12 protein-coding genes are annotated in these 17,844 nt (G+C 63.2%); 7 read left to right on the top strand and 5 right to left on the bottom strand.

The window, feature by feature from the left end:
- Positions 1-151 precede the first annotated feature (151 nt).
- Entirely contained in the window at positions 152-1,297 is a 1,146-nt protein-coding gene (locus tag QMK17_RS23825) for an acyl-CoA dehydrogenase family protein (RefSeq protein ID WP_283511766.1), read from the bottom strand.
- Positions 1,298-1,387: 90 nt separating this feature from the next.
- On the opposite strand from QMK17_RS23825, the gene QMK17_RS23820 reads away from it, so the two are divergent.
- On the top strand, positions 1,388-2,179 hold the full coding sequence (locus QMK17_RS23820) for an enoyl-CoA hydratase/isomerase family protein (protein ID WP_283511765.1): 792 nt from the start codon (positions 1,388-1,390) through the stop codon (positions 2,177-2,179).
- A gap of 10 nt (positions 2,180-2,189) precedes the next feature.
- Positions 2,190-3,122, top strand: coding sequence for an adenosine deaminase (locus tag QMK17_RS23815; protein WP_283511764.1), 933 nt, complete (start codon positions 2,190-2,192; stop codon positions 3,120-3,122).
- On the opposite strand, the gene QMK17_RS23810 is transcribed toward QMK17_RS23815, so the two are convergent.
- A complete protein-coding gene (locus QMK17_RS23810; RefSeq protein ID WP_283511763.1) occupies positions 3,115-4,617 on the bottom strand; it encodes a molybdopterin-dependent oxidoreductase in 1,503 nt (500 codons plus the stop codon). The genes QMK17_RS23815 and QMK17_RS23810 overlap by 8 nt on opposite strands.
- 60 nt (positions 4,618-4,677) lie before the next feature.
- Complete coding sequence (locus QMK17_RS23805) at positions 4,678-6,006, bottom strand: D-arabinono-1,4-lactone oxidase (protein WP_283511762.1); 1,329 nt, start codon at positions 6,004-6,006, stop codon at positions 4,678-4,680.
- A gap of 78 nt (positions 6,007-6,084) precedes the next feature.
- Here QMK17_RS23805 and QMK17_RS23800 point away from each other — a divergent pair, with 78 nt between their 5' ends.
- Both QMK17_RS23800 and QMK17_RS23795 read left to right on the top strand, forming a co-directional pair.
- Positions 6,085-6,717 (top strand): TetR/AcrR family transcriptional regulator, encoded by a 633-nt coding sequence (locus QMK17_RS23800; protein ID WP_283511761.1) that lies wholly within the window; start codon positions 6,085-6,087, stop codon positions 6,715-6,717.
- Between the two features lie 93 nt (positions 6,718-6,810).
- Complete coding sequence (locus QMK17_RS23795) at positions 6,811-8,034, top strand: alanine racemase (RefSeq protein WP_442972822.1); 1,224 nt, start codon at positions 6,811-6,813, stop codon at positions 8,032-8,034.
- On the opposite strand, the gene QMK17_RS23790 is transcribed toward QMK17_RS23795, so the two are convergent.
- A complete protein-coding gene (locus QMK17_RS23790) occupies positions 8,004-11,450 on the bottom strand; it encodes a TM0106 family RecB-like putative nuclease (protein WP_283511759.1) in 3,447 nt (1,148 codons plus the stop codon). The genes QMK17_RS23795 and QMK17_RS23790 overlap by 31 nt on opposite strands.
- 55 nt (positions 11,451-11,505) lie before the next feature.
- Here QMK17_RS23790 and QMK17_RS23785 point away from each other — a divergent pair, with 55 nt between their 5' ends.
- Positions 11,506-12,120, top strand: coding sequence for an alpha/beta hydrolase (locus QMK17_RS23785; RefSeq protein WP_283511758.1), 615 nt, complete (start codon positions 11,506-11,508; stop codon positions 12,118-12,120).
- Between the two features lie 96 nt (positions 12,121-12,216).
- Here the strand turns inward: QMK17_RS23785 and QMK17_RS23780 are convergent, their stop codons facing one another.
- Positions 12,217-14,004 carry an AMP-dependent synthetase/ligase gene (locus QMK17_RS23780; RefSeq protein ID WP_283511757.1) on the bottom strand — a complete coding sequence of 596 codons (1,788 nt, stop codon included), beginning with the start codon at positions 14,002-14,004 and terminating at the stop codon, positions 12,217-12,219.
- Between the two features lie 327 nt (positions 14,005-14,331).
- Between QMK17_RS23780 and QMK17_RS23775 the strand changes: the two genes are divergently transcribed.
- Positions 14,332-16,230: a DEAD/DEAH box helicase gene (locus QMK17_RS23775; RefSeq protein ID WP_283511756.1), complete on the top strand. Its 1,899-nt coding sequence runs from the start codon at positions 14,332-14,334 to the stop codon at positions 16,228-16,230.
- A 94-nt stretch (positions 16,231-16,324) separates the two neighbouring features.
- On the top strand, positions 16,325-17,803 hold the full coding sequence (locus QMK17_RS23770) for a carboxylesterase/lipase family protein (RefSeq protein WP_283511755.1): 1,479 nt from the start codon (positions 16,325-16,327) through the stop codon (positions 17,801-17,803).
- The last annotated feature ends 41 nt before the right edge of the window (positions 17,804-17,844 follow it).

Below are 17,844 nucleotides of genomic sequence, written 5' to 3'. Positions count from 1 at the left end.
GATCAAAAACCCTTGATCCAGATTCGAAGGTCGGTAATCGCGCGCCACCACACGATTATCTCAAACCCGCACCCACCAGCACTCGAGCGAAACACCCTCAATTAAGCAACAGGCTCCAGGGGACGTATTTCCACTCACATGCGCGGAGCGCCTACAAACCCAAATCCCGGCCGATGAGTTCCTTCATGATCTCGTTCGAACCGGCCCAGATCTTGGTGACGCGTGCGTCTTTCCAGGCGCGGGCGGCGCGATATTCGTTCATGAATCCATAGCCGCCGTGCAGCTGCACGCAGTGGTCGAGGATTTCGTTCTGGACCTGTGAGCTCCACCATTTCGCCTTGGCCGCATCGATGGCGGTGAGCTCGCCCTTGCCGTGGGCGACGATGCAGCTGTCGATGTATGCCTGCGCGACATCGAGTTTCGTGACCTGTTCGGCGAGAAGGAATTTGTTCCACTGCAGCGATCCGATCTGCTGACCGAATGCCTTGCGGTCCTTCGCATACTGAATCGTGTCCTCGAGAATTGGCCGTACGTGTCCAAGGTTCGCGACCGAGCAGCTGATGCGTTCCTGCGGGAGGAGCTGCATCATATGGATGAAACCGCCGTCGAACTCGCCGATCATGTTGGCTGCGGGTACGCGCACGTTCTCGAAGAACAGTTCGGCCGTATCGGATTCGGGCTGCCCGACCTTGTCCAGCTTGCGTCCGCGAGAGAAACCTTCGGTTCCGTTCTCGACGGCGAAGAGCGTGATTCCCTTGGCCTTCTTCTCGGGCGTGGTGCGGGTGGCGACGATGATGAGATCGGCACTGTTGCCGTTGGTGATGAACGTCTTCGAGCCGTTGATGATGAAGTCGTCGCCGTCCTTCACTGCGGTGGTTTTCAGCGCCGCGAGGTCGGATCCACCGGACGGCTCCGTCATGGCGATCGCGGTGAGAAGTTCGCCGCTGCAGAAACCGGGGAGCCAGCGCTTCTTCTGCTCTTCGGTGGTGAGCTTGACGAGGTAGGGCGCGACGATGTCGTAGTGGATGCCGAAGCACGACGCCACAGCGGCGCTGGATCGGGACAGCTCCTCGCCCAGGACTGCGTTGAAGCGGTAGTCGTTGGCTCCGCTGCCGCCGTACTCCTCCGGCACCTCGAGGCCGAGGAACCCGTTACGGCCTGCTTCGAGCCAGATGTCCCGGTCGATGAAGCGCTGCTCGACGAGCTTTTCCTCGCGAGGGGTGATCGTGCGAGTGACGAACTCACGAACGGATTCGCGGAATGCGTCGTGGTCCGCGTCGAACAAGCTGCGCTTCATATACATGTTCCTTCAGGTAACGGGTAACTTTGCTGCGAACAATACTCGCCGGTAACCAGGCCTCGTGCAGCGTATGGCACGCTGGCACTCATGGCTGACCAACCCACATCCCTAGTCAGGTACAAGACGGAGGCCGGATCGGAGGTGGCCGTGCTCACCTTCGACCACGGACCGCTCAATTTGTTCGACCAGGCCATGTTCGATGCCGTGGTGGACAACGTCGCGGACCTGACTGCCAATCCTCCTCGCGCGGTCCTGCTGCGGTCCGAGGGGAAGGTGAACTCGGCCGGGGTCGACGTCCACGTGTTCGACGGGTTGAGCGCCCAGCAGGGTGCCGATCTGTGGCGACAGCTGTTCGAGGACATCGCCCATCCGATCGAAGCGTTGCCGTGCCCGGTGATCTATGCGGCGCATGGACTCACGCTGACGGCCGCGTTCGAGATCTCCCTCGCGTGCGACATCATCCTGGCGGGTCCGCGTGCGAAATTCGGCCTTGTCGAGATCGTCGTCGGCTTGACGCCGTCGATGGGCGGACCGCAGCGTCTCGCCGAGCGTGCGGGGTCGGGTCGGGCACGCGAGCTCGTCATGACCGGGGATCTCTACGACGCACTTACCCTGAAGGAATGGGGTGTGGTCAATGCAGTGCACGACGATGTCGACACCGCGGCGAAGGCGCTGACCGAGCGTCTCGCCGACGGCCCGACGGTTGCTCACGCAGCCACGAAAAAGATTGTCCAGGCGTGGCGCTCCGGCGGAATCGCGCATGCGGATGAAATCACCTCGGACGTCTCGGGCGCACTGTTCGAGACCGAGGATCTTCGCGGAGCGGTGCAGAGTTTCCTGACGAACGGGCCGGGAAAGGCGACGTACAGCGGCAAGTAGAATTCGTTCGATGAACTCCCCGCTCGCCGAATTGCACATGCACATCGAAGGTTCGCTCGAACCCCCGCAGATCTTCGAATTCGCCGAACGCAACGCAATTGTGTTGCCGTATGCCGATATCGACGAGTTGCGGGGGTTGTACGAGTTCACCGACCTGCAGTCGTTCCTGAACCTGTACTACGCCAATACCGACGTGTTGCGGACGGCGGAAGATTTCGCGGACCTGGCCCGTGCCTACTTCCGTCGGGCAGCGGCAGGCGGCGTCACGCACGCGGAGATCTTCTTCGATCCGCAGGCACATACGTCCAGGGGTGTGCCATTGGAGGCCGTTGTCGAAGGGTTGGCCGATGCAGCGGCGTCGAGCGAGCGCGAATTCGGAGTCACCAGCGGGTTGATCGCGTCGATCCTGCGCGACAAGCCCGTGCTGCATGCCAACAAACTGCTAGAAGATCTACTGGCGATGCAGGCGCCGATCATCGGTCTCGGCCTCGATTCCGCCGAGGCCGGCTTCCCGCCGTCGTTGTTCGTCGATGTCTTCGCGAAGGCCCGCGCCGAGGGGCTTCACGTCGTCGCGCATGCCGGTGAAGAAGGTCCGGCGGAGTACATCTGGGAAGCACTGGATCTGCTGGGGGCCGAGCGCATCGACCACGGAGTCCGCTGCCTCGAGGACGACGCTTTGGTGAATCGGCTTGTCGAGGAAGAGATTCCGTTGACGGTGTGCCCGTTCTCGAACGTCAGACTCAAGGTGATCGACGCTCTCACCGATCACCCCATTCGGCAGATGATCGAGCGAGGACTGGTCGTCACCGTCAACTCCGACGACCCGGCGTACTTCGGTGGTTACGTCGACGACAATTTCGCTGCATTGGAAGCGCAACTCGGCCTCACCGAGCGTGAACGAGAAATCCTGCACGACAATTCGATCAAAGCGTCCTTCAACTGACCGTCACGAAGGCTTTCGGATAGCCCGTAGCGCCGTCGGGGACGGTGTCCGCCGTCATTGACGTTTGGATATCGCCGTCGCCGTCGGCTGCGCGAGCTCGGATGGTGTGATCGCCGGGAGATGCGTCCCATTCCAGACTCCACTGCCGCCAGGTGTCCTTCGAGTACTCCTCCGACAGTGTCGCCGGAATCCACTTGCCCTCGTCGATCTGCACGTCGACGCCGGAGATCCCGGTGTGCTGCCTCCAGGCGACGCCGGCGATGACGACCTTTCCGGCTGCGATGTCGCCGCCCGATCGCGGTGTGTCGATGCGCGCGGCGGTCTTGATGGGTCCGAGTGCGCCCCAGCCGCGGTCGGTCCAATAGGCGGTGACTTTGTCGAACCGCGTGATTTCGATGTCGGTGATCCACTTGGTCGCCGAGACGTAGCCGTAGAGTCCCGGCACGACCAACCGCGCTGGATAGCCATGCTCCACCGGGAGTGGTTGGCCGTTCATCCCGACGGCAAGCAGGGCGTCGCGGCCGTCGAGCAGCACCTCGAGCGGGGTGCCCGCGGTGAAGGCGTCGTGACTCGACGACAACGCCATGTCTGCACCGTCTTGGATGCCTGCTTCTTCGAGAATGTCCTTGAGGGGGTAGCCGATCCACGTGGCGTTGCCGACGAGGTCGCCGCCGACAACGTTGGACACGCATGTCAGCGTCACCGTTTTTTCGACGGCTTCCCGCGATGCGAGGTCCTCGAAGGTGATCTCCAGTTCGCGGTCGACCATGCCGTGGATGCGCAGCGTCCAGTTCTCCGACGAGACCTGCGGCACTACCAGGGCGGTGTCGATGCGGTAGAACTCGTCGTTCGGTGTGATGTACGAAGACAACCCGTCGACCTGTAGATCGGCTCCTGTCGGAATCGGGGGCTGAGGCGTCGGGGTGGGGAGCATGAAGCCGAGACGATTGGCGGTGATGTCACGCGTCTGTGAGATCAGTCGACCGGCGGTCCCGGCGGCGACCGCTACGATTCCGGCCGTAGCGGCGAGACCGAGAAAGCTGCGCCTGCTCACGCCGGCGGCGTTGTCGGCCGGTTCGGTCGTGCGAATCAGTGCGTGCAGCACGACGATTCCGACCGCTACTGCGACGATCGTCGGGAGTGCGGCGAACGGTGTTGCGGTCGAGCGGGTGACGGCGGCGAGCACCCCGATCGCGCCGAGAATTCCGAACAATACGGCGCCGAGCGGTCGCCGTAGCATCCCGGCGCCAGCGGCGATCAGTGCGATGACGAGCGCCATTCCGACGAAGAGTGCGGTCTTGTCCGAGGTGCCGAAGGTGCCGATGGCCCATTCGCGGACGGTTTCCGGGGTGTTGTCGACCACCGCCGACCCGACGGCGTAGAACGGCGATGAATTCGCGCCGAATGGTACGGAGACGAGTTCACCGACTCCGAGGATCACTCCGGCAGCGATGATCCCGGCGAGTGCGCGTTTCCATCTAGTTCCAGCAAGCATCACTCCAAGATAGGCGGCTCCGCCGCCGGTGCGCGTTTCGTGACCCGGGGGTGTGCTTTTTCACGCACGGGCGGCGAAGCCCGCACCCCCGAGAACTGCGCCCAGATATTCGTTCCCGAACACCCTGCCGGGGTCGAGGGCGTCGCGCACCGCACAGAAATCGTCGAAGTGTTCGTAGACGTGGGCAAGGTCGTCCGAGGTCAGCGAGTGCAGCTTTCCCCAGTGCGGTCTGCCGCCCACGCTGCGTGCAATGGCCTCCACTGCGTCGAAGTACTCCCGATGATCACGACGGTGGTATTGGTGCACTGCGATGTAGGCACTCGCGCGACCGTAGGCCGTGGACAGCCAGATGTCGTCGGCCGCGGCGAATCTGACTTCGACGGGAAAGGCCACCGCGAAGCCGGACGACTCGAGCCATCGATCGATCTCGCGCAGCACATGGGTGATCGACTCCGCGGGCACCGCGTACTCCATCTCGCGGAACTTGACGGTGCGCGAGGACGCGAAGACACGGTAGCTTCGGTCGGTGAATTCGCGTGCGGACAGCGCTCTCGCCGAGAACGCGTTGACGCGAGGAATGGCCTTCGGATAGCGAGTGACGACGCGGTTCACAGCTTCGAAAGCGGTGTTCGAGAGCAGTTCGTCGTCGATGTACCCCCTGATGCGGCCGAGGGGTGCCAACGGGGTGTCGGCCGCGAGCCTGGTATTGCTTTTCGTCAGCACCCGGTCTGTGTGCGGAAACCAGTAGAACTCGAAGTGGTCCACCGCGGACACTGTTTCTTCCAGCTCCGCGAGTGTTCCCGTCAGCGAAGCCGGTGCCTCGACGGCATGCAGCGCGAACGCCGGTACGCAGTGCAGCGTCACCGCGGTGATGATCCCGAGTGCACCCAGACCGACGCGGGCGGCGTCGAACACATCCGGCATCTTCTCTCGAGAGCAGGTGATCGTTGTACCGTCGGCCGTGAGAATGGTCAGGGCATGGACCTGGGTGGAGATTCCGCCGAAGCGTGCTCCTGTTCCGTGGGTACCTGTGGAAATGGCGCCCGCGATCGATTGTTCGTCGATGTCGCCGAGGTTGGTCATCGCCAGCCCGTGAGCCCACAGCACGGCCGTCAAATCCCGAAGCCTGGTCCCAGCCCTGACGGTTACCAACGCCGAGCCGTCGTCACCGGGAACCACCGATTCGATGCCACTCAGCCGGTCGAGACTCACCTGGATACCTTCGGTGACGGCAATCGAGGTGAACGAATGTCCGGCGCCCACACATTTGATCGTGGTGTCGGCGCGTATCACCAGAGCTCGCAGCTCGTCGACGGAACCTGGCTCGGCGTACTGCACCGGGTGTGCGATCTGATTGCCTGCCCAATTACGCCACTCGTGCCCCGTCATCGTTCAACTATGGATGCGCTCGTCCGGCACGGTCAATTCTCGTTCCAACGCAGCCGCACGCGCCTAGTATCTATGCCCATGCAGACCCGGCTGCCCGTAGATGTGCGTCGCGCGCATCTGGTTACCGCCGCGTTGAATCGTGCGGAGCGTCTGGGTATCGACGCGTTGACGGTGGGCGGCGTGGCAGAAGAGGCTGGGGTGCACCGTGGTGCGGTGTATTACTGCTTCGAGTCGAAGGAAGCACTGGTCATCGCCATGGGAGAAGGTCTCGTCGCCGACGTCACCGCTGCCCTGCAGGCATCTTTTCAGGACGACCGGGTAGTTTCTGGAATTCGAGGACTCCGCACGTTGATTCACAGTGGTCTCACCGCACTCTGGCTGCTCGTCGAACGGACGGCGGACCGACAGTTGCTGTCCTACGAGATCAAGACGTATCTGCTTCGCCATCGCGCACTCGGGTCCGAGCACGCCGCCGCCATTGCCAGTGGGCAGTACCGAATCCGCGACTCCGCGTCGCGGGAGTACTTCGAGATGTGTGCCAGGGCGACCGGAACGCAATGGCTGGAACCGATCGATTCCGTCGCCCGATTCGGGATGGCAACGGTCGACGGACTCATTCTGCGCTGGCTCGTCGACCACGACGACATTGCGGTTATCGCTGCTTTGGACGATCTGTCCGGGCTGATCGCATTGAAAGCGGTCGAGATCTGACGAAAGCGGGTCCAGGTGATTGACTGGTGGGACCGGATCGTCCACGCAACGAGCTAAGGAAGTACAGCTGAAGTGACGTCACTACTCGGTCGCATCTCGCATGGCACGGCTGTACTCGACACCGCCGCTGCACTCGACCGCATCGCCGAGCAGACCGCGCACCTCGAGCCCCCGTTCGCAGCGGTCGATGCACCAGCTCTCGCGGCCAATGCGACCGACCTGGTGCGGCGCGGAAACGGGACGCCGGTACGGGTGGCGAGCAAGTCGGTGCGCTCCCGCAGCGTCCTCGAACGAGTGCTCGGCTCGGAACTCACTGCAGCGCAGGGTTTTCAGGGTCTGATGACGTACTCTCCGGCCGAGGCGATCTGGCTTGCAGGCTTGGGCGCGCAGGACGTCTTGATGGGCTACCCGACGGTCGACAAGGCTGCTCTCGCGGCCATCACCTCCGACCGAGTCCTGTCCGGACGCATCACCTTGATGGTCGACGACGTGGCTCATCTCGAGTTGATCCGGGATGCTGCCGGGTCGGATCTGGTCAAACCGCGTGTGTGCATCGACGTCGATGCGTCGTTGCAGATCGGGCCGGTACATCTGGGTGTGCGACGGTCGCCGCTGCGTGAACCGGCGCAGGTCGCCGAGTTCGCGCGCGTCGCCAAAGATCGAGGATTTCGAGTTGTCGGAGTCATGTTCTACGAGGCACAGATCGCGGGCCTACCGGACTCGAACATTGCGGTCGAATTGATCAAGAAGGCGTCGGCCTCGGAATTGAGCACGAGGAGGACGGCGGTGGTCGACGCCGTCCGCGCTGTGGTCGGCCCGCTGGAAATCGTCAACAGCGGTGGAACCGGATCGTTGGAAATCAGCGCGGCAGACCCGTCGGTCACCGAGGTCACCGCGGGGTCAGGACTGTTCATGCCCACCCTGTTCGACAGGTACAAGGCCTTCACACCAAAGCCTGCGCTGTACTTCGCATTGCCGGTGGTTCGTAAGCCGACGCCCATGGTCGCAACGGCGTTCGGCGGCGGCTACATTGCATCGGGTCCTACATCGAAGTCCCGTGCCCCGTCGCCGGTTGCGTTCTCGAATGCACTGCGCGGGGTGGTGCGTGGTGGTCTGAAGCTCCTGCGCAACGAAGGTGCCGGGGAGGTTCAGACTCCGGTGGCAGGCACCGGAATCGAGATCGGCGACCGCATCTGGTTCCGGCACGCGAAGGCAGGCGAGCTGTGTGAGCGGTTCGAGACCCTGCACATCGTGGAGGCAGACGGCAGCGTCACGACAGCTCCCACCTACCGCGGCGAAGGTAAGGCGTTCGGCTGATCAGTGCTTTCCCGATGCCCGGCACTCTCCTCGGTGAGCGCCATGAATGCGCCGAGAGTCTCCAAACCATCGGGAGTGGCGGGTAGGTAGTGGGTCAGTGTGCGTGCCTGCACGAGCAGTGCCGCCCACTGACCACGCGAGATGGCTACGTTCAGCCGATTTCGTGACAACAGGAAGCTTGCGCCGCGTGGCGAGTCACCGAGGTTCGACGCCGTCATCGAAACGATCGCGACGGGTGCTTGACGGCCCTGAAACTTGTCGACGGTTCCGACGAGCACATCTTCCAGGCCTTTCCGCCTCAAAAGGTCCTTGATGAGGTCGACCTGAGCGTTGTACGGGGCGACGACGAGGAAGTCGCTCGGCTCGAGCGGTCGCACGCCGTCGTGGGTATCGGGATTGGTCCAGGGCAAGCCGACGAGCCCCAAGATTCGGTGAAGGATCTCGTCGGCTTCCTCGGGCGAGACGGTGGTGTTGTCGTGGTGGTCGACGACGATCGAGTGCAGTCCCGCGTCAAGCCCTTCCAGCGAGCGACTCAGTGTGGCAGCCTCGTTGGAGAACAGCTTGCCCTCATACGACAGCGCGGACACCGGCGCACACAGATCGGGGTGCATCCGCCAGGTGCGACTCAGGAAGTACCCGCGGTCCGCCGGCAGCGCCCCGTGCCCCGCCGCCAGCCAGCCCAGTGCTGACTCGTCGACAGGTTCGGGGTGCGTGCCCTGGCTGACCTGAGGGAGTTGCTGTGGGTCGCCGAGAAGGAGAAGGTTTCGGGCCGAGCTTGCGACCGCGATGGTGTTTGCCAGCGAGAACTGTCCGGCCTCGTCGATGACCAACAGATCGAGAGAGCCAGGAACGACGCGGGTGGAATGTGAGAAGTCCCAGGCTGTCCCGCCGATGACGCATCCCGCCGACGCGCCCGCGACGAAACCTGGATATTCGGTATCGCGGAGCTCGGTCAGTTCGGTTGGCTTCTTCTTGCCGATCAGTGCTGCATCGACACCGGCTTTCGCGATGCCCTGCAGGAGGTTGTCGACTACCGAATGCGATTGTGCTACAACGCCGATGCGCCAATGGTGGTCGTGAACCAAACCCGCGATGACTCGCGCGGCAGTGTATGTCTTTCCGGTGCCGGGCGGTCCCTGCACCGCGAGGTAAGAGCTGTCGAGGTCCAGCAACGCGGCAGTGATAGCCGCCGCGTAGTTGTCCTCGGCCACGGCGGGAAGTGGTCCGCCGGAAATGGTTCTCGGCGCCGAGAGTGACGTCAGATCGGCGACCGAGGTGCGGGGTAGCTCGGGCAGCGTCGACCCAACCTCCTGTGCGGCATGGCCGATCGCCTCTTCCAAGCTGGCGGTGCGGATCGGTGCATCGGGGGCAAGCGCAATCGGAAGTGTCACATACTGCTCGGCGTCTGCTGCAAGCTTTTCCTCGACGATCACATAGTCGTCGCCGACCTCGGCGACGTCCCCTCGGCTGGACGCTCGGTAGCTGGGGTGAGGCTGGTCGAGGCCGTCGGGCGCGGGCACGTCGTAGAGCAGCCGCACTGATTTTCCGACGCCTCCGGTTCCGGTCAGCCGAAGTCGCCGACGCAGGAGCTTTTGCCGTGGAGTGGTTTTGGCCCACTCGGTTTCGATCAGACCCGAGTCCACCTTCCAGACGTCGCTCGCCTCGGCCCATTCGTCGACGGGGCTCTGCAGGCGATCGAAATGGGCCCACCAGAACGGCTTTCGCTCACGGCGGTGATATCCGATCGATCCCGCGTACAGCGCGACCGACTGCTGCACGTCAGTTCGTTCGGAGACCGGACCGATCCCGACGAATTCTCGGAGCGAATCCTCTAGCGGGCTTGTCTCGTCCTCGATGTCCGCTGCGATATCGGCGGGTGGTCTGAGCTCGACCCCATGCTCGGACGCCATGGCGTGCAACCAGTCTCGTAGGCGGAGGGTCGAGACGCAGTCGTAGCGGTTGTAGTCGGCGATTGCACCGAGCAGTGCATCCGCCTCCTCGGTGCGGCCTTGGTCGCGGAGGTCGCACCAGTTGGCGTATTCGACGATCGACGCAGCAGCATTGGTGACCTCCCCATCGCGGCCGGTGGGCATATAAAGAGGTTCGAGCTTCTTGATGCTGTAGGAGCGAGCTCCTATTCGGAGCGATCCCTTGACCACGGGATACAGGTCGACCAGAACGTTGTCGCGAAGTAGATTATCGACGATTTCCTCGCCGACGCCGTAGCGACCGGCGAGCCGTAGCAGAGCGGTCTTCTCGTAGGCGGCGTAGTGGTAGACGTGCATGCCGGGGAACTGTTTCCTACGTTCGACGATGTAGTCGAGAAATGCAGCGAGCGCGGCTCTTTCCTGTGCGCGGTCGTGTGCCCAGAAAGGCTTGAACGTGTTGTCGGTCTCGAGTACGCCGAACAGATACTCGATTCCCCATTCGGAGGAGCCGGGCTCGGCCCATAGCGGATCTCCCTCGAAGTCGAAGAAGATGTCGCCCGGATCGGGCACCGGAAGTGCGCCGAGGGCGTCGGCGTCGAAGATCTCGTATTCGGTTCGGCCGCTTGCCTTCTGCGCGATCTGCAGTGTGGCCTGCGATTGCAGATTTCCGAGAATCCGCGCAGAGATGTTCTCGACCGGGCCGCCTCCGGCTGCCAGTGCCGTGGTGGTGGTGATGCCTGCCTCGATCAGGTGACTACGGTGACCTCTGCTCAGACCGGCGACGAGGAGTAGATCGTCGTGGGCGAGAACCTGTTGCTCACAGTGCTCGCACCGACCGCAGGCGGTGAACCTGGAGTCGCCCCATCGCGCGGGTTCGACGTCCGTCATGTGTTCGTCGAGTAGATTTTCGAGGTGTGCTCGCCGCCTGCGATAGACCGGCAGCAGGTTCTTGGTTGCGTGGTCGGTGGTGCTGCCGTCGCCGAGCATGAGGTGGAGATGGTCGGCTACCTCGATGCCGCTTCGCTCGAGCGCGTCGGCATAGGCGGCGAGTTGAAGCAGCGCGGGCACTCGTGCGTGCCTCGACAGCTTTGTGTCGTACACCGAATAACCGTGGCCTTCTTTCACCAGAAAATCGCAGTATCCGAGGAACCGGCCGTCGAAGAACGTTGCTTGGTAGAGAACGTCGTAGCCCCAGAGCGCAGTCTCGATTGTGGCCGCGTTGGCATCGGTGAGTCCCTGAAGCGTCCGCTCCGGACGCTCCATGACCGACACTCCTTGACCGAACGTCGATTGGAACGCCTCCAGCTGGCGCCGCTCGTGAGCCAAACCCAGCGCGGACGTCCGCTCGAGCATTGGATCCGGTTCCTCGCGAACCCTCTCGATTCTGCCGAGTTTCGCGTCGAGTGTGCGCAGCAGCGCGTACTCGCAGGACGCGGCGGCCGACAGATCGCTGGCGCTGTAGACGACTCGCTCGTTCGACAAGAACACGCGCCAACTGTAGGTGAATGCAGCGACATCTCCGCGGAGCAGGCAAAATAATCCAATGCCGTTTTTCGAGGGAGTCACGGGTGCCGTCCACTACCGGTCATGGACGACGCCACATCCATCACTTGTACTGCTGTTTCTGCACGGATTGGGGCAGAACAGCGGTCACTACCATCGGTTCGCGCGGATGATGAACAACGAGAACATCGATGTCTGGGCAGTCGATCACGTAGGTCACGGACTGACCGAGGGCGACCTGTCGGATGCGTCGCAGATCAGCGGACTGGCCGACAACGCGCTGCAACTCGCGGAGATCGCCGGGTCCGAGCGCGCTGGCGTCCCGATGGCTCTGATGGGGCATTCCCTCGGAGCGGCGACGGCCATCGCGGCGCTCGTCAAGGACCCGAGCAGCTTCACCTCGGCTGTCCTGTGCGGGACACCGAAATCGACGACGGGTAAGCCGACGGATCTCAGCGATTCGGCTTTGCCATTGCTTGCACTTCACGGCGTCGACGACCGTTTGGCTCCGATCGACGCCGTTCGCTCATGGATTCCGAACGTGCCAGGAGCCGTGCTGCACGAGTTCGAGAATGCGGGTCACGACCTGCTGCACGAAAAGGTGCACCGCACCGTCTCTCTCGAAGCCGCAGAGTTCATGCTCTCGCACGTGTGACGTGCTGTGTTCATGCTCTCGCACGTGTGACGTGCTGTGTCATGCTCTCGCACGTGTGACGTGCAGGGGCGAGGCCCCGCACGTCACACGAGAGGATCAGCCGTAGATGGAGGCGATCTCGGCGCCGCGCTCCTGATGGATGATGTTGCGCTTGAGCTTCATCGTTGGAGTGAGTTCGCCGGTCTCGACGGTGAAGTCGTGCTCGAGGATCTTGTACTTCTTGATCTGCTCGGCGTTGGACACCTTCTTGTTGGCGTCTGCCACTGCGTGGTCGATCTCGGCGATGAGATCGGCGTTCTTCTTCAGGTCCCCGAAAGCGATGTTCTCGGCGATACCGTGACGCTCTTTCCATCCGGGGAGTGATTCGGGGTCGAGCGTGATGAGTGCACCGATGAACGGCTTGGCATCGCCGACAACGAGGCACTGGCTGATCAGTGCATTCGCACGTAGGGCATCCTCGAGGACCGCCGGAGCGACGTTCTTCCCGCCTGCGGTGACGATGATCTCCTTCTTGCGGCCGGTGATCGAGACGTAGCCGTCCTGGTCGATGGCACCGAGGTCGCCGGTGTGGAACCAGCCGTCGATGATCGATTCGGCTGTCGCCTTCTCGTTGTGCCAGTAGCCGCTGAAGACGACCGGGCCTTTGAGGAGAAGCTCGCCGTCCTCGGCGATCTTCGCCGCGTGGCCGTTGATCGGCTTGCCCACGGACCCCACGCGCTGTTCTGCAGTGGTGTTCACGGTGACCGCTGCACTGGTTTCGGTGAGTCCGTAACCCTCGTAGACAGGGATACCGACACCACGGAAGAAGTGGCCGAGACGCGCTCCGAGCGGCGCTCCACCGGACACGGCGCGATCGCAGTTGCCGCCGAGTGCGGCACGCAGCTTGGAGTAGACGAGTTTGTCGAACACTGCGTGCTTTGCGTTCAGCACCAGTCCGACGCTGCCCTTGTCCTTGGCCTCGCTCCACGCGATCGCGGTGGCTGCGGCCTTGTCGAAGATGCCGCCCTTGCCGCCGTCGTGCGCTTTCTGCTTGGCCGAGTTGTAGACCTTCTCGAACACGCGTGGGACCGAGAGGATGAAGTCCGGCTTGAATGACGCAAACTGGTCCAGCAAGGTCGAGACGTCGGATGTGTGGCCGACGGTTGCCTTGGACTCGAATGCTCCGAAAGAGATGGCGCGCGCGAACACGTGTGCCATCGGCAGGAACATCAGCGTGCGGTTGCCTTCCTTCATCGAGTCGTGCAGGGCGATCTGAGTCGCCTGGACCTCGGCGTAGAAGTTGGAGTGTGTGAGTTGGACACCCTTGGGGCGCCCCGTGGTCCCCGAGGTGTAGATCAAGGTGGCGGGGGAGCTCGCCGTCACCTGGTGGCGGCGAGCGTGTAGCTCCTCGTCGCTGATGCCAGCGCCCCGCGTGGTCAGCTCGTCCACGGCGCCTGCATCGATCTGCAGGACCTCACGCAGTTCGGCAGCGCCTTCGGTGACCTCTTTCATGGCTTCGGCGTGGGCGGGGGTCTCCAGGACCAGCAATGTGGTCGCGGAGTCCTCGAGGATCCACTGCGCCTGATGAGCCGAGGACGTCTCGTAGATTGCGACGGTGCACCCGCCGGCGGTCCAGATGGCGTAGTCGAGTACGACCCATTCGTACCTGGTCGAGGACAGGATTGCGACACGATCGCTGAGTTCCACACCGGAGGCGATCAGGCCCTTGGCGACGGCAGTGACCTCCTTGGCGAACTGGGAAGCCTTGACGTCTGTCCAGGTTCCACCGATCAGTCGTTGAAACGGAACGAGGTTGGGGAACTCTTTCTCGTACCGAAAAACGGTGTCGGCCATCGACGCGTCGTCGGGAATGGTGAATGACGCCGGTACAGAATATTCGCGCACTGTAAGACCCCTCCGGGAAAATGACGTATCAGGTGTGCATTTCATCACATTCCGGGCCGCGTTGCATTACCGAGGGTGTCCGGTTTGCGAATTTTCGACCTGTCCTGCGGAGTTATGTGTGACTCGGAGTGCACCTTAACTGTCGCCATGGCCGCTCTCCGGGTCAGGTGTCGTAACCATCACACTGCGTGTCCTTGGTCGCGCGCACTCTGCAGTGCCCGCGACAGCTGGACGATGCGCCGTTGTCATGTCGTCGTGGGCAGCGGAAAACGGATTCTCGGCACTTCGGTCGGCCGGATCGGCCACAGGTACTAAACTCTGCTGTATATGAGCACTACAGAGCCGAATCAGGATGCCGCCGTGAGCACTGACGAGTCCATTTCGAACGGGTCGGCATCGGCGACCCCCACCCCCGACGCTGCTGCCCTCGACGGTGCTGCCCCCGCAGCGTCCGCATCCGAAGGGTCTGCACCCGCAGCTTCTGCGCCCGAAGAGCGCGCAGAAGTGACATTCGCGGACCTGGGCATCGACGAGAGGGTTCTGAAGGCTCTGCACGACGTCGGCTACGAGACCCCGTCGCCGATCCAGGCCGCCACAATTCCGCCGCTGATGCGCGGAAGTGACGTCGTCGGGCTTGCCCAGACCGGAACCGGAAAGACGGCAGCGTTCGCGGTGCCGATCCTGTCCCGCCTCGACGTTTCGCGACGAGTGCCGCAGGCGCTCGTGCTGGCGCCGACGCGTGAGTTGGCGCTTCAGGTCGCCGAGGCGTTCGGTAAGTACGCGGCCAACATCCCCGGCCTGCACATTCTTCCCATCTACGGCGGCCAGGCCTATGGCATCCAGCTCTCTGGGCTGCGCAAGGGTGCGCAGATCATCGTCGGCACCCCCGGTCGTGTGATCGACCACCTGGAGAAGGGCACGCTCGACCTGTCCGGTCTTGAGTACCTCGTCCTCGACGAGGCCGACGAGATGCTCAAGATGGGGTTTCAGGAGGACGTCGAACGCATTCTGTCCGACACTCCTGAGTACAAGCAGGTCGCGCTGTTCTCGGCGACGATGCCCGCTGCCATCCGTAAAATCTCCAAGCAGTACCTGCACGACCCGGTGGAGATCACCGTCAAGACCAAGACCTCGACGGCTCCGAACATCACGCAGCGCTACGTGCAGGTTGCTCACCAGCGAAAGCTGGAGGCGCTCACGCGGATCTTCGAGGTCGAAGAGTTCGAGGCCATGATCATGTTCGTCCGCACCAAGCAGGCGACCGAGGAACTGGCCGAGAAGCTGCGCGCGCGGGGCTTCTCCGCTGCGGCGATCAACGGCGACATCGTTCAGGCACAGCGCGAGCGCACGATCGGTCAGCTCAAGAGCGGCGCAATCGACGTTCTCGTCGCCACCGACGTTGCCGCTCGTGGTCTCGACGTCGACCGCATCTCGCACGTCATCAACTACGACATCCCGCACGACACCGAGTCCTACGTTCACCGCATCGGTCGTACCGGCCGCGCCGGGCGAGCGGGCGAGGCGTTGCTGTTCGTGGCGCCGCGGGAGCGCCATCTGCTCAAGGCGATCGAGCGGGCGACGCGTCAGCCGATCACCGAGATGCAGTTGCCGAGCGTCGACGACGTCAACGCTCAGCGCGTCACCAAGTTCGGTGACTCGATCACCGAGAGCCTCGGCAACGAGAACCTCGCGCTGTTCCGTCGTCTCATCGAAGACTACGAGCGTGCGCACGACGTCCCGCTCGCCGATATTGCTGCAGCCCTGGCGGTCCAGTCCCGCGACGGCGAAGCGTTCCTGCTCAAGCCTGAGCCGCCGGCCCCGCCGCGTGCACCCCGGGAGCCACGGGCGCCGCGCCCCGAGCGGTCGTTCGATCAGGATGCGGCCGATTCGCACCATCGCAAGACCGGCCAGGACATGGCAACGTACCGCATCGCCGTGGGCAAGCGTCACAACGTTGCGCCCGGCGCGATCGTCGGTGCCATCGCCAACGAGGGTGGTCTGCGTCGTAGCGACTTCGGGCATATCAGCATCCGCCCCGATCACTCGCTCGTGGAGCTGCCCGCAGATCTCGCGGACGAGACGGTGGAAGCGTTGCGCCGCACCAGGATCAGCGGAGTATTGATCCAGTTGACGCCCGATTCCGGCCCTCCCGGAGGCCGCGGCGGCCCGTCCCGCGGTGGCGGCAAATTCGGTGGCGACAAGAGGGGCAAGCGCCCACGCAGCTGACACGGAGATAAAGCCCTGCTCTGAGGAGCGGGGCTTTTTCGTGCCCTGACGAATTCCTCTGCGGCGGCGTGACTCGGCGCGGCATGATCGACCCGTGATCGCGCAAACTAGATACGGACAGGTCGAGGGAAGTGTTTCCGGTGGTGTAGCGGTGTGGAAGGGCGTGCCGTACGCGGCCCCTCCTGTGGGAGACCTGCGATTGCGAGCGCCTGTGGAGCCGTCGCCGTGGCCGGAGGTACGAGGGGCGAGAGAGTTCGGCCATATCGCGCCGCAGACCGAGCATGGACCGTTACCGATCGATCCCGGGCTGACGATCGACGAGGACTGCCTGACGTTGAATGTTTGGTCTCCTGAAGGCGCACGAGATCTGCCGGTCATGGTGTGGATTCACGGCGGCGCGTACTACCTCGGGTCTTCGGCGCAGAGGATGTACGACGGCCGCAAGCTCGTGACCGAAGGTCAGGTGGTGCTGGTGACGGTGAACTACCGGCTAGGGGCGCTCGGCTTTCTGGACTTCTCCTCGTTCGGAGACTTCGACAGCAATCTCGGTTTACGTGATCAGATCGCTGCGCTCGAATGGGTGCGAGAGAACATCGGCGGCTTCGGGGGTGACCCGGGGCAGGTGACGTTGTTCGGTGAGTCTGCAGGCGGAGGTTCGGTCACGACCCTGATGATCTCGCCGGCCGCCGCAGGATTGTTCCACCGCGTCATTGCTGAAAGTTCTCCTGCCACTTCGGTGTACGGCGCAGCAAGGGCGGAGAGTATCGCGGAACGGTTCCTCGAACTCGCGGGCGTCGACGCCTTGGGTTTGCGGCAGCTTCCGGTGTCGGAGTTCGTCCGGGTCTGCGGAGAGCTGGTGCAGGAAATTCCGGCAAAGGTGCCGGGAACGTTGGCCCTCGCGCCGACCGTCGACGGCGATATCGTGCCGCACTATCCGGTTGCTTCGTTCCAGAGGGGTCTGTCTCTTCCTGTTCCGCTGCTGATCGGTACCAACCATGACGAGTCGTCGATGTTCAAGCTGATGAAATCTCCGCTGATGCCGATCACGCCGGACAAGGTGCACGAGATGTTTCAGGCGATCGCCGCGGAACATCCCGAGATGAATCCGAACGAGGAAGCCGAGGTCGCCGCCGCCTATTCCGACTACCCGAAGAAGCGCTCGGCGATGGAGATCTCGCGCGACGCCGCGTTCCGGATGCCGACGCTGTGGATTGCCGAGGCGCACAGCAGGCTGGCTCCGACATATCTGTACCGCTTCGATCAGGCGACGCCATTCCTGCGCCTCACCAGGCTGGGAGCCATGCACGGAACGGAGGTGCCGTATGTCTTCGGCAACTTCGGCGTCGTTCCCAATGATCCGACCTTCAAGCTGGGTGGACGTAAAACTGCCGATGCCGTCCGCGCCCGCGTGCAGGGGCGATGGGTCGACTTCGCGTATGGCCGCGACCCGTGGACTCCGTACGACGAGGAGAACCGGACCACGTTGCTGATCGACAAACACGACCGAGAGGTCGACGACCCGGACCGTGAGCTTCGTCGGGCCTGGGGCGAGGAGATCGTGGGCTTCACCTGAGCCCATCGTGCACATGCACGTACCTGCGCCCAGATGCCGAG

It is taken from the genome of Rhodococcus sp. G-MC3 (assembly GCF_030063335.1).
In the GTDB taxonomy this organism is placed as follows: Bacteria; Actinomycetota; Actinomycetes; order Mycobacteriales; family Mycobacteriaceae; genus Rhodococcoides.
Note: the sequence above shows the minus strand (reverse complement) of the source record. Positions and strands in the feature narration are given on the sequence as shown.